Here is a 14,187-nt window from a genome sequence, read left to right as displayed (position 1 = left end):
GGGAACCTGCGATGTTACGCCGTGATTTTATCAAACTGACCGCCGCAATAGGTGCCGCAAGCGCCTTGCCATTATGGAGCCGTGTCGCCTGGGCGGCTGATCGCCCTGCCTTGCCGATCCCATCGATTTTGACGCCAGATGCGCAAGGAAAGATCGCATTGGCGCTACAAACCGGTGAGATGAACTGGTTACCTAACGTGGCTACCCGCACCTGGGGGATCAACGGCGCGTTGCTTGGTCCAGCGGTTCGTTTGCAACGGGGTAAGCCGGTGACGGTGGATATCAGTAATAAGCTGCCAGAGGCCAGCACGGTGCATTGGCACGGGCTGGAGATCCCCGGTAATGTCGATGGGGGTCCACAAGCCTTGATCCAACCGGGCACCACCCGTACGGTGAGTTTCACTGCCGATCAGCCAGCGTCTACCTGCTGGTTCCATCCCCATACGCATGGCAAAACCGGCCAGCAGGTGATGATGGGGCTGGGCGGGCTGGTGCTGCTGGAAGATGACGAAAGCAGCCAGTTGCCCTTGCCGAAGACCTGGGGAACCGACGATATTCCGGTGATCCTGCAAGATAAACGCCTGGGTAAAGATGGCCAGATTGAATATCAGTTAGACATCATGAGTGCGGCGGTGGGCTGGTTTGGTGACCGCATGTTCACCAATGGTGCCAGTTATCCGCAACACATTGCACCGCGCGGCTGGCTGCGTCTGCGTTTCCTGAACGGCTGTAACGCCCGCTCGCTTAACCTGTCCACCAGCGACAATCGACCATTATACGTGATTGCCAGTGACGGTGGCTTTCTGGGCGAACCGGTTAAGCTGACCGAACTGCCGATGCTGATGGGCGAGCGCTTTGAAGTGTTGGTGGATGCTTCCGATGGCAAGCCTTTCGATATCGTCACCCTGCCGGTGAAGCAAATGGGCATGACGCTGGCGCCGTTCGACCAGCCGCTGCCGGTATTGCACATTCAGCCATCCTTGGCATTGGGGGTGAAATCCATGCCGGACAGCCTGGTGAAATTGCCTGCGCTGCCATCGCTTGCCGGGGTACAGGAACGCTGGTTGCAGCTGATGATGGATCCTAAGCTGGATATGCTGGGGATGCAGGCTTTGATGGATCGTTATGGTCACCAGGCGATGGCCGGGATGAGCATGGATCACGGTAATGCCGCTGGCAACATGGCCGAGATGGATCATGGCAAGATGCAAGGCATGGATCACGGAAACATGGCGGGAATGGATCACAGCAAGATGGATCATGGCAGCAAGCCGTTTGATTTCAGCCATGCCAATACCATCAACGGCAAAGCCTATGATATGGCCAAGCCGGCGTTTGAGGCCAAGCGTGGCAAATACGAGAAATGGACCATTTCCGGCGAAGGCGACATGATGCTGCATCCGTTCCATATCCATGGCACCCAGTTCCGCATTCTGTCGGAAAACGGCAAACCACCGGCGGCCCATCGGGCAGGCTGGAAAGATACGGTACTGGTAGAAGGTTGGCGCAGTGAAGTGCTGGTGCGTTTCAATCATCTGGCCAGTGCCGATCAGGCCTATATGGCCCACTGCCACCTGCTGGAACATGAAGATACAGGGATGATGCTAGGCTTTACCGTAGCTGATTAATATACCCGTCGTCTTTCAAGCTGCAGCGTTGTTACCTGCGCTTGTTCACCCCAGTCACTTACAAAAGTAAGCTCCTGGGGATGAACAAGCTTGTCGCCTGAGCTGTGCCGTACAGGGATGTACAAATGCCGCAAGCGCATGGATGCGCTAGAGCGGCCAACTTGAAATCCATAGGGTATAAAGCTTGTGGTTTCAAAAAGACGGCAAAGAAACAGGTGGTGACGCACTCGCGTCGCCACCGCCCGCCAGCTATGCTAAACTCTGCGCCCTTCTTCCGGCAACTGACCTGAAAACTATGAAACACACTGTAGAAGTAATGATTTCCGAGCAGGAAGTTAAGACCCGTATTGCTGAACTTGGCCGCCAGATCACCGAAGACTACCGCGATAGCGGCAGTGACATGGTGCTGGTTGGGCTGCTGCGCGGTTCTTTCATGTTTATGGCCGATTTGTGCCGCACCATTGAAGTGCCGCATGAGGTCGATTTTATGACCGCCTCCAGCTATGGCAGCGGCATGTCTACCACCCGCGACGTGAAAATCCTCAAAGATCTGGATGAAGACATCCGTGGTAAAGACGTGTTGATCGTCGAAGACATTATCGATTCCGGCAACACCCTGAACAAGGTGCGCGAGATCCTGGCATTGCGTGGGCCGAAGTCTTTGGCGATTTGTACGCTGTTGGACAAGCCTGAGCGCCGTGAGGTTGAAGTGCCAGTGGAATACGTCGGTTTCCCGATCCCGGACGAGTTCGTGGTGGGTTATGGCATCGATTACGCCCAGCGTTATCGCCATCTGCCTTACATCGGCAAAGTGGTGATGCTGGACGAATAATCCGGCCGGGGTTCAGCAGGGCGCTGAACCCCGAAAAGGCGCTAGAACAGGCCTTTCTCCTGCTTGAGTGTGGCTATCGCTTTGCGGTAGCCCATCTCCAGACTTTCACGGCTGGTGGCGGTGACCTCCAGATCGTGCAAACGACCGTCCTGGATGCCGTACACCCAACCGTGGATCATCACTTTCTGGCCGCGTTTCCAGGCAGACTGCATGATGGTTGAGTGGCCCAGGTTATACACCTGCTCAATGACGTTGATCTCGCACAGCACATCCAGACGTTGTTCCGGTTCCAGCTCGCCGAGCAGGGAACTGTGCTTGTACCACAGATCGCGAATGTGCAGCAGCCAGTTGTTGATCAACCCCAGTTCCGGGTTCTCTACTGCCGCTTCTACCCCACCGCAGCCCAGGTGACCACAGATAATGATATGTTCCACCTCCAGTACGTCGACGGCATACTGCACCACTGACAGGCAGTTCAAATCGGTATGGATCACCAGATTGGCGACGTTACGGTGAACGAACAGCTCACCCGGCTCCAGGCCGGTCAGGCGTTCGGCAGGCACGCGGCTGTCTGAGCAGCCGATCCACAAGAATCGCGGTTTTTGCGCTTGAGCCAAACGTTCAAAAAAGCCGGGATCTTCTTTGTTGATGTTAGCGGACCAGGCTTGGTTATTGGCGATAAGCCTTTCGATTTCTTGCATGGCGGTTATTGGCCTGTTATGAACGAATTGCGTTGATGTAATATATGGCAAGCGTCACAATTTGGAAATCGGAACAGTTGATCAAATTTATATCCTATGGATTTCAAGCCACAGCTAGGCGACAAGCTATCTCATCCCCAGGAGCTTACGTTTAGTAAGTGACTGGGGTGTGACAAATCTGTCTGGAACAGATTTGAACGCTGTACACAGCGGCCCCGAAGGGGTGAGGCCCAGGGATGGGCCGAATAGCTGTGCAGGTAACAACGCTGTGGTTTGAAAGACGACGGATATTTGCGCACGGATTCAACTCGGTAATAAGGCCGCTGATGATAAACTCCCTCTTAGACAAGTTCGGCAGCCTACACCATCACAAGGTACTCTCATAGCTTATGAATTATGCACTGGAAATAGCGCATCTGACCAAAACCTACGCGGGTGGCGTCAAGGCATTGCGCGGCATCGATCTGAACGTGGAGGCGGGGGACTTTTATGCCCTGCTGGGGCCGAACGGCGCCGGGAAATCCACCACCATCGGCATTATCAGTTCGCTGGTCAACAAGACGGCGGGCACCGTGCGGGTGTTTGGTTACGATATCGATAAGGATATCGTCAACGCCAAGCGCCAGCTCGGGCTGGTGCCGCAGGAGTTCAACTTTAACCCGTTTGAAACCGTGCTGCAGATTGTGGTCAACCAGGCGGGTTACTATGGCGTAGAACGCCGCGAGGCGATGGCGCGGGCAGAAAAGTACCTCAATCAGCTCGATCTTTGGGGTAAACGTAACGAGCGGGCGCGTATGTTGTCTGGCGGGATGAAACGCCGCCTGATGATTGCCCGTGCGCTGATGCATCAGCCCAAACTGCTGATCCTCGACGAACCGACTGCTGGGGTGGATATCGAACTGCGTCGCTCGATGTGGGGCTTCCTCAAAGAGCTGAACGCCCAGGGCACCACCATTATCCTGACCACGCATTATCTGGAGGAAGCAGAAATGCTGTGCCGCAATATCGGCATTATTCAGAACGGTGAGCTGGTAGAGAATACCTCGATGAAGGGGTTGCTGGCCAAGCTGAAGTCCGAAACCTTCATCCTCGATTTGGCGTCGAAAAGCCCATTACCCCATCTTGAGGGTTACCACAGCCGTTTGACGGACACCTCCACGCTGGAAGTGGAAGTGATGCGTGAGCAAGGTCTGAACGGTCTGTTCACCCAACTGAGCGCGCAGGGGATCCAGGTCCTGAGTATGCGTAACAAGGCCAACCGGCTGGAAGAGCTGTTCGTCAACCTGGTGAATGGCAATGGAGAGCAAGCATGATGCATTTGTATTGGGTGGCCTTGAAAAGCATCTGGGCCAAAGAGATCAACCGCTTCGCCCGCATCTGGATCCAGACACTGGTACCGCCAGTGATCACCATGACCCTGTATTTCATCATCTTTGGCAATCTGATTGGGTCGCGTATTGGTGAGATGCACGGTTTTGATTATATGCAGTTTATCGTGCCGGGCCTGATCATGATGGCGGTGATCACCAACTCCTACGCTAACGTGGCGGCGTCTTTCTTTAGTGCCAAGTTCCAGCGGAATATTGAAGAGCTGCTGGTGGCACCGGTGCCGACGCACGTGGTGATTGCCGGTTATGTTGGCGGTGGCGTAGCGCGTGGTATCTGTGTGGGGATCCTGGTGACAGTGATCTCGCTGTTCTTCGTTCCCCTGGTAGTCCATTCATGGTGGGTGATCGCGGTGACGCTGCTGCTGACGGCGATCCTGTTCTCGCTAGGCGGTTTGCTTAATGCCGTCTTTGCCAACACGTTCGACGATATCAGCCTGATCCCGACCTTTGTGCTGACGCCGCTGACCTATCTGGGCGGGGTATTTTACTCGTTGACGCTGTTACCGCCGTTCTGGCAGGTGGTTTCCAAACTGAACCCTATCGTCTACATGATCAGCGGTTTCCGCTTCGGTTTTCTTGGCATTTCCGACGTGCCGTTAGCGCTGACCATGCTGGTGCTGGTAGCCTTTATTGTGGTGTTCTACGGGCTGGCCTGGTATCTGATTGAGCGCGGCCGCGGCTTGCGTTCCTGATGTCATTTCCCTCCCCCTGTTGCCGGGGGAGGGCGTTTATTGATTTAGCACATACATCACTTAAATCTATAGAATTAAGGTAATAAGCCCTTTCTCCCGGCGATTTAAATCGTGCTATGCTGGCGCTCCACATTTTCTTCATTTTTTCATGACTCACTCGTAAGCAGAACAAACCATGCAGCCTCAACATAAGATAGCAGCAGGGCTACTCGGCATTGTTATGTCGTTGTTGGCACCGGCGGCGTTGGCGGATTTGCTGTCAGAAGACAGCGCTATTCAAGCCCAATACATGGAAGTGCAGCGTAACAGCGAGGTTTATTCGTTGATCGGTGAGAATGTGATCCCGGTCGGTGAAGTGAAAAAAGGGCAACTGATCCAGATGTTCCCGGCGGATGCGGAATATTACGAGCTTAAGTTTGGCTACGGCACCGGCTTTATCGATAAAAACGACGTTCGTGCAATCAGCAAAACCCGTAAGGTGAAGGACGATCTGGGGGATCTGAACAAACCGCTGACCAATCAGAATCTGATCACCCAGCGCGCAATTAACGTCTATACGGCGGCGGATAACAAAAGTGAAATCTTTGGCGTACTGGAAGAGAACCTGCGCTATCCGATTACCGGCAAGCTGAAAGATCGGCTGAATAACACCTGGTATGAGGTCAATATTGGCGATCGTCTGGGATTTGTCAGTGAGTTGGACTGCGAGGTCGACAACGGCATTCCGGTGCTAACCTATCATCATCTGCTGAAAAATGAAGAAAACAAACGCTTTCGTAATACCTCAACGACCACCTCGGACGTCGCTTTCAGCAACCAGATGACCTACCTGAAACAGACGGGTTACGACACTATCTCGATGTATCAGCTGGAAGCCTACCTGAAAAATCAAATCAACCTGCCAGGGAAAGTGGTACTACTGACCTTTGATGACGGGTTGAAGTCGGTCTATCGCTATGCATACCCGGTACTGAAGGACTACGGTTTCCGCGCCACGGCGTTTATCATCTCGTCGCGCATTAAACGCCATCCGCAGAAATGGAACCCGGATTCTCTGCAGTTTATGAGTATTTCGGAGCTGAAAGCGATCCAGGATGTGTTTGATATCCAGTCACACACCCATTTCTTACATCGTACCGATGGCAACCGTCGGCCGATCCTGCTCAGCCGTTCATTGCATAATATCGAATTCGATTTTGAGCACTCAAGGCGGGCGTTAGAGCAGTTTAATCCGCATGTGCTGTACCTTTCCTACCCATTTGGTGGCTATAACCAAAAGGCGATTCAGGCGGCAAAAGATGCCGGGCTACATATGGCGGTGACCACGGTGCAGGGCAAAGTGAAGCCGGGCGATAATCCCTATACCTTGAAGCGGTTGTATATCCTGCGTACCGACTCCATCCCTACCATGGCGGAGCGGATAGCCAACAAGCCTGGTGCGTTGCCAGGTGTGACGGTAACAGAATAGAGAGAAGACGGGCGCGGAAAGCGCCCGATTTTTTAGGCAACTTGAACGGGGACGGCTTTCGCCTTGCGTTGCAGGTGGTTTTCACCTTCGAAGTAGGCGACTTTGGGGTGGTGCTGGCGGGCATCGGCATCGCTCATCTGTACGTAAGAACAAATGATCAGTTTGTCACCCACGCAGGCACAGCGAGCCGCGGCACCGTTGACCGAAATAATGCGCGAACCGCGTTCGGCAGCAATGGCATAGGTGGAGAAACGTTGGCCGTTATCCACGTTATAAATATCGATCGCTTCATATTCCAGGATCCCGGCGGCTTCCAGAAAATCCTGATCAATGGCGCAGGAACCTTCGTAGTGCAAGTCAGCCTGAGTCACTTTCACCCGATGCAGCTTGCCTTGCAACATAGTACGTATCATAGCGTTACCTAACTGAATATCGGCCTTTTCAGGCAGCTGAGGAAGAGCTGCTTCCTTGCAATATTTATCGTCACCGAAAACCCGGCCAGTCTACCGCCAACCGGGTAAAAACGGCAACGACTGTACAACAAATGGCTTACTGCGTCAGATCGACCTGCTGATTATCGATCAGGCGGGCTTTGCCCAACCAGGCGGCCATCAGCACCACGGCCCGGCGGCTTTCTACGCCCAGCGGTTGCAGCGTGTCTGCATCGCGAATAAACAGCTCGTCTGGGGTGAAACCTGCTGTGCGCAGCTTCTCGGCCGTCTGCGCCAGCAACTCTTCGATGTGGCGTTCACCGTTGCCGAGCTGCTCTGCCAGGGCGTTCATGATTTTGCTCAACTGTGGCGCGATCTTGCGTTCTTCTGCGGTGAGATAGCCGTTGCGGGAGCTTAGCGCCAGCCCATCTTTGGCGCGCACCGTTGGCACGCCAACGATATCAATGTCATAGCCCATATCCGCCACCATCTTGCGGATCAACGCCAACTGCTGATAATCCTTCTCGCCAAAGCAGGCCAGATCCGGCTGGATCAGATTGAACAGTTTGCTGACAATGGTGGAGACACCGCGGAAGTGGCCCGGACGGCTGGCGCCTTCCAACATGGTGGAGATCACCGGTACGTCGACGCTGGTGTGTTCTTCCAGCCCTTTGGGGTAAATTTCTGCCGGGGCAGGGGCGAAGATCAACTCGACATTACGGCGATTGAGCTTTTCACAGTCTTCCTGCAAGGTGCGCGGATAGCGCTCCAGATCGTCTGCACGTTCGAACTGCAGCGGGTTAACGAAAATGCTCACTACCACCACATCGGCGCGGGCGCGGGCTTCTTCCACCAGCGTCATATGGCCTTCATGCAGATTGCCCATGGTGGGCACCAGCGCAACGCGTTTGCCCTCTTGCCGCCAGCGGCGGATCTGTTGGCGCAGCAGTGGCAGAGTTTCGATAATTACCATTCCATAACTCCTCGGTGTTGAGGGATAAGCTAGTTAGCTATCAATCGTGGCCGGTCACTCAGTTGAACGAGTGCTCTTCGTCGGGATAAATACCTTGCTCGACTTCCCGAATATACAGCTGCACGGCGCCGCGAATATCGCCGCCCTGCGCCAGAAAGTTTTTGGCAAATTTAGGGGTATGGCCGCCGGTGATCCCCAAGGCGTCATGCATTACCAGGATCTGGCCATCGGTAGCATTACCGGCACCAATACCGATCACCGGGATCGACAAGGCTTCAGTAACCTGGCGGGCCAGTTCGGTCGGTACGCACTCCAGCACCAGCAGCTGCATACCGGCCAGCTCCAGATTCTGGGCGTCGATCAACAGTTGTTTGGCCGCCAACTCATCGCGCCCCTGCACCTTGTAGCCGCCAAACACGTTGACGGATTGCGGCGTGAGGCCAAGATGGCCGCAGACGGGGACGGCGCGCTCAGCGAGCATTTTCACCGTTTCGCAGAGCCAACTGCCGCCTTCTAGTTTGACCATGTTGGCCCCGGCGCGCATCACCTCGGCCGCGCTCTGGCAGGCCTGCTCTGGCGTGGCGTAACTCATGAAAGGCAGATCGGCCAACAGCAGGCTGGCTGGTGCCCCACGGCGTACCGCACGGGTATGGTAAGCCACGTCGGCCACGGTTACCGGCAGCGTTGAGTCATGCCCTTGCAGCGTCATGCCCAGCGAGTCTCCGACCAGTAATACTTTAATACCTTGTTCTTCAAACAGCTGGGCAAAGCTGGCATCGTAGGCGGTAATAGTCGCAAACTTGCGCTGCTCCTGCTTCCACTGGCGTAAATGGCTCAGGGTGGTAGGTTTCATCACAACGTCTCCTGCAGTAACCGCGCGGCCTGGATTTGTAGCACGGTGGTAAAAAGTGTTGTCATTCTACTGTAACCCTTCAGGGGTGGGTAGCTCCGATGCTGATGGTTAAGATGTTCTTAAGAAGCTTATGATGTAATGGTCTGTCTATAGGGAGAGCCCATGAGAATTCTGTTGATTGAAGACGATAAACTGATCGGTGATGGCATCAAGGCGGGCTTGACCAAGTTGGGGTTTAACCTCGACTGGTTCACCGATGGCATCGTCGGTAAGAACGCCCTGGACAGTGCACCTTATGATGCGGTGATCCTCGATCTCAGCTTGCCGGGGTTGGACGGGTTGGATCTGCTGCGCCAGTGGCGTCTGGCCGGGCAGGATGTGCCAGTACTGATCCTGACCGCGCGTGACGCGTTGGAACAGCGTGTCAGCGGGTTGCAAAGCGGAGCCGATGATTACCTGTGCAAGCCTTTTGCTCTGACGGAGGTCGCCGCGCGTTTACAGGCGTTGATCCGCCGCCGCCATGGGCAACTGACACCTCAACTGGTCCACGGCAATCTGGTGTTTGATGCCGCATCCCGCAGCGTGAGCTGCAACGGTGAGCCCGTGACGTTGACCCCGCGCGAACTGGCGGTGCTGGAACTGTTTCTGCACAACAAGGGGCGTGTGCTGGCACGGCCGCTGATCCAGGAAAAACTGTATAACTGGGATGACGACGTGAGCAGTAACGCGGTTGAGGTCCATATCCATCATCTGCGGCGCAAGTTGGGTAATGGTTTTATCCGCACCGTACATGGCGTGGGCTACACGCTGGGGGATGAACCGTGAAGTCATTGAGTTTGCGGTTGCGGCTGATCCTGATCTTCAGCCTGCTGGCATTGCTGACCTGGTGTTCCGCCAGCGTGGTGGCGTGGATGATGACGCGCCACAATATCAACGAAGTATTCGACACCCAACAGATGCTGTTTGCCAAACGACTGGCGACTACCGATCTGGGGAATTTGCTGGCTAATCAGCAAGTGCGCAGCCTGCCAAAAACCAAGAAGATGCTGAACCACGGCAAGCGCGGAGAGCAGGACGATGATGCGTTGGCGTTTGCCATCTTTTCCCAAGATGGGCGTATGCTGCTCAACGACGGTGAGAACGGTGAGGATTTTCAGTTTGACGGCGAGCGGCAAGGGTTTGTCGATGGTCAACGCAAAGGAGATAGCGACAGTTGGCGGTTGCTATGGCTCACCAGCCCGGATGGACGTTACCGCATTGTGGTCGGTCAGGAATGGGATTATCGGCATGATATGGCGTTGGGGTTGGTGATGGGGCAGTTGCTGCCCTGGCTGGTGACGTTGCCGATCCTGATGTTGTTGATCGCCCTGATGGTTGGCCGCGAGCTAAGACCGTTGCGCGAGGTGGCCGCCAGCTTGCGTAAGCGAGCACCAGACGACGCTACGCCGCTGAATGCACATCAGGTACCCAGTGAGGTACGCCCGCTGGTGGAAGCGCTGAATACGCTGTTTACGCGCATAAATAGCCTGCTGGTGCGTGAGCGTCGGTTTACTTCGGATGCTGCCCATGAGTTGCGCAGCCCATTGGCCGCATTGCGGGTGCAGACCGAGGTGGTGCAACTGGCAGGGGACGATGTGCCCATGCGTGAACATGCGGTGAACAACCTGACGGTGGGTATCGATCGCGCCACGCGCCTGGTGGATCAACTGCTCACCTTGTCCCGGCTGGACTCGCTCGCCGATTTGCACGATCTGGCCTTGGTCGATTGGTGCCAACTGGTGCCGATGACCCTGGCGGAACTGGATCGACAGGCGCATACCTCCGGGATCACACTGCGTTACCAGCAGCAGGGCGAACCTCCTACACTATCGGGCCAGCCGCTGCTGTTATCGCTGTTGGTGCGCAATCTGGTGGACAATGCGGTGCGTTACACACCGGCCGGAGGCACGGTAACGATCACGCTCAGCCAGCGGCAACTGACGGTGGAGGACGACGGCCCTGGCGTCACGGTTGAGCATCTGGAAAGACTGGGGGAGCGCTTTTATCGCCCACCGGGGCAGGAACAGACGGGAAGCGGGCTAGGCTTGTCTATTGTGCAGCGGATTGTCAGCTTGCACGGACTGCGGGTGAGCTTTGCCAATCGGCCGGAAGGTGGGTTTATCGCGACGTTAACGTTGTCTGGGAGTGGTATTCAAGCCTTGGGCTGATGCCACAGCGTCATGCCGTTTTTTGGCACACGTTGCAGGCACTCCGCCAGGGTTTCACCGTCTGGGAACACCAGGCCCGGAGCGATATCGGCCAGCGGGTAGAGCATAAATTCACGTTGTTTCAGGCCGTAATGGGGCACGGTGAGGCGTTCGGTGTTGATCACCAGATCGCCGTACAACATCATATCCAGATCCAGCGTGCGAGGGCCCCAGCGTTCATCTTTACGCACTCGGCCCTGATTACGTTCTATCTCCTGGGTGTGGTCGAGCAGCTGTTCCGGTGGCAACTGGGTATCCAGTGCCACCACCGCGTTGAGATAATCCGGCTGGTTCTGTGGCCCCAGTGGTTTGGTGCGGTACAGCGGTGAACAAACGATCAGACGGGTGCGTGGAATATGCTCCAACGCCTCCAGCGCGGTATTCACCTGTTGCAAAGGTTGCGCAAGATTGCTACCCAGCGCGATATAAACGCGGATCATTATGCTCCTTCGTTATTTGGAGACCTGCGGCGTGGGCGGCGCTGACGAGCCCGACGCGGTGCCGGATCTTCGCCTAGCGTGCTCAACATGTTTTTCTGGCGGGCCGCGGTGGCCACCTGGAACTCATCCCACCATTCGGCAAGACGCAGCATCTCCGGGTTGTTTTCCACTTCGGCACGCAGTGCCAGCAAATCATACGCCGCACGGAATTTAGGGTGTTCCATCAGTTTGTGCGCACGCTTGCCCTGACGACGGGACAGGCGTAACTGCAGTTGCCAGATGTCACGTACCAGTGTAGTGATTCGTTTGGGGATTGCCAGTGAACGGCACTCTTCGTCCAGCACGTCGTTCATGGCCAGCGCAAAGGCGTCGTAATAGGCCAGGCCGCTTTCCTGCGCCAGTTTCTGTGCGTGCTCCAGCAGCGGGTACCACAGCATGGCGGCAAACAGGAACGCCGGGTTGACTCGCTTGTCGTTCTGCAGGCGGTGATCGGTATTTTTCAGTACCTGCACCAGAATGCGTTCCATCGGCGTGTCGTGATTCGGCGTGAAGTTGCGTGCGATCAATGGGAACAGCGGTTGGAACAGCTGATATTCACACAGCTTCAGGTAGGTCTGGTAACCGTAACCCGTTTGCAGCAACTTCAGCGCCTCTTCAAACAGGCGAGCCGGTGGGATTTCGTGCAGCAGCGAGGCCAGGCGTGGGATAGGCTCGGCGGTTTCTTCGCTGATGGTCATATCCAGCTTGGCGGCAAAGCGCACCGCGCGTAGCATCCGCACCGGATCTTCGCGGTAGCGGGTTTCCGGATCGCCGATCAGGCGGATCACGCCCTGTTGCAGATCGCGCATGCCACCGACGTAATCACGCAGGGCAAAGTCGGCTACGCCGTAATACAGGCTGTTGATGGTAAAATCGCGGCGCTGGGCATCGTCTTCGATGGTGCCGAAGATGTTATCGCGCAGCAGCATACCGTTCTGGGCCTGCTGGGAGGAGTTCTTGTCAGATTCCTGACTCTGTTCGTGATGGCCACGGAAGGTGGCGACTTCGATGATTTCCGGCCCGAACATCACATGCGCCAGCCTGAAACGGCGGCCGACCAGGCGGCAGTTGCGGAACAGTTTGCGTACCTGCTCTGGCGTGGCGTTGGTGGTAATGTCGAAATCCTTCGGTTTTTTACCGAGCAACAGATCGCGTACACCGCCGCCGACCAGATAGGCTTCGTAGCCGGACTTATTCAGGCGATACAGCACCTTCAGCGCATTTTCGCTGATATCTTTGCGCGAGATCGCATGCTGATCGCGGGGGATAACGGTCATTGAGCGCGTTCCCTCGGCGGCTGCAAATGGTGGGCGTTTCCGCGGTGCCGGGCGGCGGGCAGGAGCCTCTTTGCCACTCTCGGTGGAGCGCGGTAGCGTTGTTGCTAACGGTTCTGCAGGTGCGCTTTCTTCGCGGACTGGGTTTTTATCGCTGGCCGGCGCATCATCGCGGGTCAACTTGTCATCGCGGATTAGTACCTTACGGCAGAAATTGGCTACTCGGGTAAAAATGGTACACCTCGATAGTGACGGATAAAAATGGCGCTAACAAAAAAATAGCGGCTAATCATAGCTTACCCCAGCTGTTTTGAGAATGCCGTTGTGTTTTCACACTGCGGGATCGCTAGCTGGCGCGGCACATTTTCTAACTGCCAATGCTCAACCGCCCAGCTCAATAATAACGGCAGATCAAGATCTTGCCAGTTTTCCGGCAGCGGTTGGCGCAGAAACTTCAGGGCAGCAACCAGTACTGGCCGTGGATCGCCAGTAGGCAGCGCGGGGGCATGATTTTGTTTCGACAGTTTAATGCCGTTGTTCCCCAGCGCCAGCGGCAAATGCACATAGGCTGGAACCGGTGCCTGCAATTGCTGATACAGCGCAATCTGGCGCACCGTGGGTTCGATCAGATCGGCACCGCGGACGATTTCGGTCACGCCTTGAAAATGATCGTCGATCACTACGGCAAGATTGTAGGCAAACAGGCCATCGCGGCGGCGGATGATGAAATCTTCCTGTGCCAGCGCCGGATCGGCCCGTAACTCGCCCTGTAACCGATCGTGGAAGGCATACACCGGGTTTGATTGACGTAAGCGGATCGCGGCACCCTGCGAGCCAAGCCGTAGCTGACGGCAATGGCCATCGTACAAACTGCCGATCTGCTGGATGCGGCTGCGGGTACAGGTACAGTAATAGCTGAGATCCTGGCGTTGCAGCCAATCTAGGGTCGCGCGGTAAGCTTCGGAGCGTTGGGATTGATAGATGACCTGGCCGTCCCAGTGGAGACCATAGTGTTCAAGTGCGGATAAGATACGCCCTGCAGCTCCAGCGACTTCGCGTGGAGGGTCGATATCTTCAATACGTACCAGCCATTGCCCGTGTTGAGCACGAGCCTGGAGGTAGCTTCCCAGAGCGGCAATCAGCGAACCGAAATGCAGATCCCCAGAAGGCGATGGGGCAAAGCGCCCCACATAGTGACTTGCTAACATATCAGAAGGGATTG

The 14,187-nt window shown here is 55.7% G+C and carries 14 protein-coding genes; 7 read left to right on the top strand and 7 right to left on the bottom strand.

What is annotated here, in order from left to right; genetic code table 11:
* Positions 1-11 precede the first annotated feature (11 nt).
* Positions 12-1,628 (top strand): multicopper oxidase CueO, encoded by a 1,617-nt coding sequence (gene cueO / locus KAJ71_RS11980; RefSeq protein ID WP_248945937.1) that lies wholly within the window; start codon positions 12-14, stop codon positions 1,626-1,628.
* A 295-nt stretch (positions 1,629-1,923) separates the two neighbouring features.
* Positions 1,924-2,460: a hypoxanthine phosphoribosyltransferase gene (gene hpt / locus KAJ71_RS11975; protein WP_071681992.1), complete on the top strand. Its 537-nt coding sequence runs from the start codon at positions 1,924-1,926 to the stop codon at positions 2,458-2,460.
* Positions 2,461-2,501: 41 nt separating this feature from the next.
* Here the strand turns inward: hpt and can are convergent, their stop codons facing one another.
* Positions 2,502-3,161 carry a carbonate dehydratase gene (can, locus tag KAJ71_RS11970; protein WP_024484342.1) on the bottom strand — a complete coding sequence of 220 codons (660 nt, stop codon included), beginning with the start codon at positions 3,159-3,161 and terminating at the stop codon, positions 2,502-2,504.
* A gap of 389 nt (positions 3,162-3,550) precedes the next feature.
* Here can and KAJ71_RS11965 point away from each other — a divergent pair, with 389 nt between their 5' ends.
* The 3 genes from KAJ71_RS11965 (at position 3,551) to KAJ71_RS11955 (ending at position 6,709) form a co-directional block, all read left to right on the top strand.
* Positions 3,551-4,474, top strand: coding sequence for an ABC transporter ATP-binding protein (locus tag KAJ71_RS11965; protein ID WP_248945936.1), 924 nt, complete (start codon positions 3,551-3,553; stop codon positions 4,472-4,474).
* On the top strand, positions 4,471-5,241 hold the full coding sequence (locus tag KAJ71_RS11960; RefSeq protein ID WP_248945935.1) for an ABC transporter permease: 771 nt from the start codon (positions 4,471-4,473) through the stop codon (positions 5,239-5,241). Before KAJ71_RS11965 ends, KAJ71_RS11960 begins: the two co-directional genes overlap by 4 nt.
* 175 nt (positions 5,242-5,416) lie before the next feature.
* Entirely contained in the window at positions 5,417-6,709 is a 1,293-nt protein-coding gene (locus KAJ71_RS11955; RefSeq protein WP_248945934.1) for a polysaccharide deacetylase family protein, read from the top strand.
* Between the two features lie 32 nt (positions 6,710-6,741).
* Here the strand turns inward: KAJ71_RS11955 and panD are convergent, their stop codons facing one another.
* The 3 genes from panD to panB all read right to left on the bottom strand — a co-directional run bounded on the left by panD (position 6,742) and on the right by panB (position 8,966).
* Complete coding sequence (panD, locus tag KAJ71_RS11950; protein ID WP_174333009.1) at positions 6,742-7,122, bottom strand: aspartate 1-decarboxylase; 381 nt, start codon at positions 7,120-7,122, stop codon at positions 6,742-6,744.
* Between the two features lie 136 nt (positions 7,123-7,258).
* Entirely contained in the window at positions 7,259-8,113 is an 855-nt protein-coding gene (gene panC, locus KAJ71_RS11945) for a pantoate--beta-alanine ligase (RefSeq protein ID WP_174333008.1), read from the bottom strand.
* Positions 8,114-8,171: 58 nt separating this feature from the next.
* On the bottom strand, positions 8,172-8,966 hold the full coding sequence (gene panB, locus KAJ71_RS11940; protein WP_248945933.1) for a 3-methyl-2-oxobutanoate hydroxymethyltransferase: 795 nt from the start codon (positions 8,964-8,966) through the stop codon (positions 8,172-8,174).
* A 162-nt stretch (positions 8,967-9,128) separates the two neighbouring features.
* Between panB and qseB the strand changes: the two genes are divergently transcribed.
* Both qseB and qseC read left to right on the top strand, forming a co-directional pair.
* Positions 9,129-9,791, top strand: a complete 663-nt coding sequence (gene qseB / locus KAJ71_RS11935; RefSeq protein ID WP_248945932.1) for a quorum sensing response regulator transcription factor QseB — start codon at positions 9,129-9,131, stop codon at positions 9,789-9,791.
* Complete coding sequence (gene qseC, locus KAJ71_RS11930; RefSeq protein ID WP_248945931.1) at positions 9,788-11,173, top strand: quorum sensing histidine kinase QseC; 1,386 nt, start codon at positions 9,788-9,790, stop codon at positions 11,171-11,173. Before qseB ends, qseC begins: the two co-directional genes overlap by 4 nt.
* Here qseC and folK read toward each other — a convergent pair.
* From folK to gluQRS, 3 genes are all read right to left on the bottom strand, one after another.
* Positions 11,158-11,652: a 2-amino-4-hydroxy-6-hydroxymethyldihydropteridine diphosphokinase gene (gene folK, locus KAJ71_RS11925; protein ID WP_248945930.1), complete on the bottom strand. Its 495-nt coding sequence runs from the start codon at positions 11,650-11,652 to the stop codon at positions 11,158-11,160. The two genes, qseC and folK, sit on opposite strands and share 16 nt — an antisense overlap.
* A complete protein-coding gene (gene pcnB, locus KAJ71_RS11920) occupies positions 11,652-13,199 on the bottom strand; it encodes a polynucleotide adenylyltransferase PcnB (RefSeq protein ID WP_311295003.1) in 1,548 nt (515 codons plus the stop codon). The genes folK and pcnB overlap by 1 nt, the downstream gene beginning before the upstream one ends.
* Positions 13,200-13,261: 62 nt before the next feature.
* Positions 13,262-14,173: a tRNA glutamyl-Q(34) synthetase GluQRS gene (gene gluQRS, locus KAJ71_RS11915; RefSeq protein WP_248945928.1), complete on the bottom strand. Its 912-nt coding sequence runs from the start codon at positions 14,171-14,173 to the stop codon at positions 13,262-13,264.
* Positions 14,174-14,187 lie beyond the last annotated feature (14 nt).

Source organism: Serratia silvae (assembly GCF_023282985.1).
GTDB classification, from domain to species: domain Bacteria; phylum Pseudomonadota; class Gammaproteobacteria; order Enterobacterales; family Enterobacteriaceae; genus Chania; species Chania silvae.
Note: the sequence above shows the minus strand (reverse complement) of the source record. Positions and strands in the feature narration are given on the sequence as shown.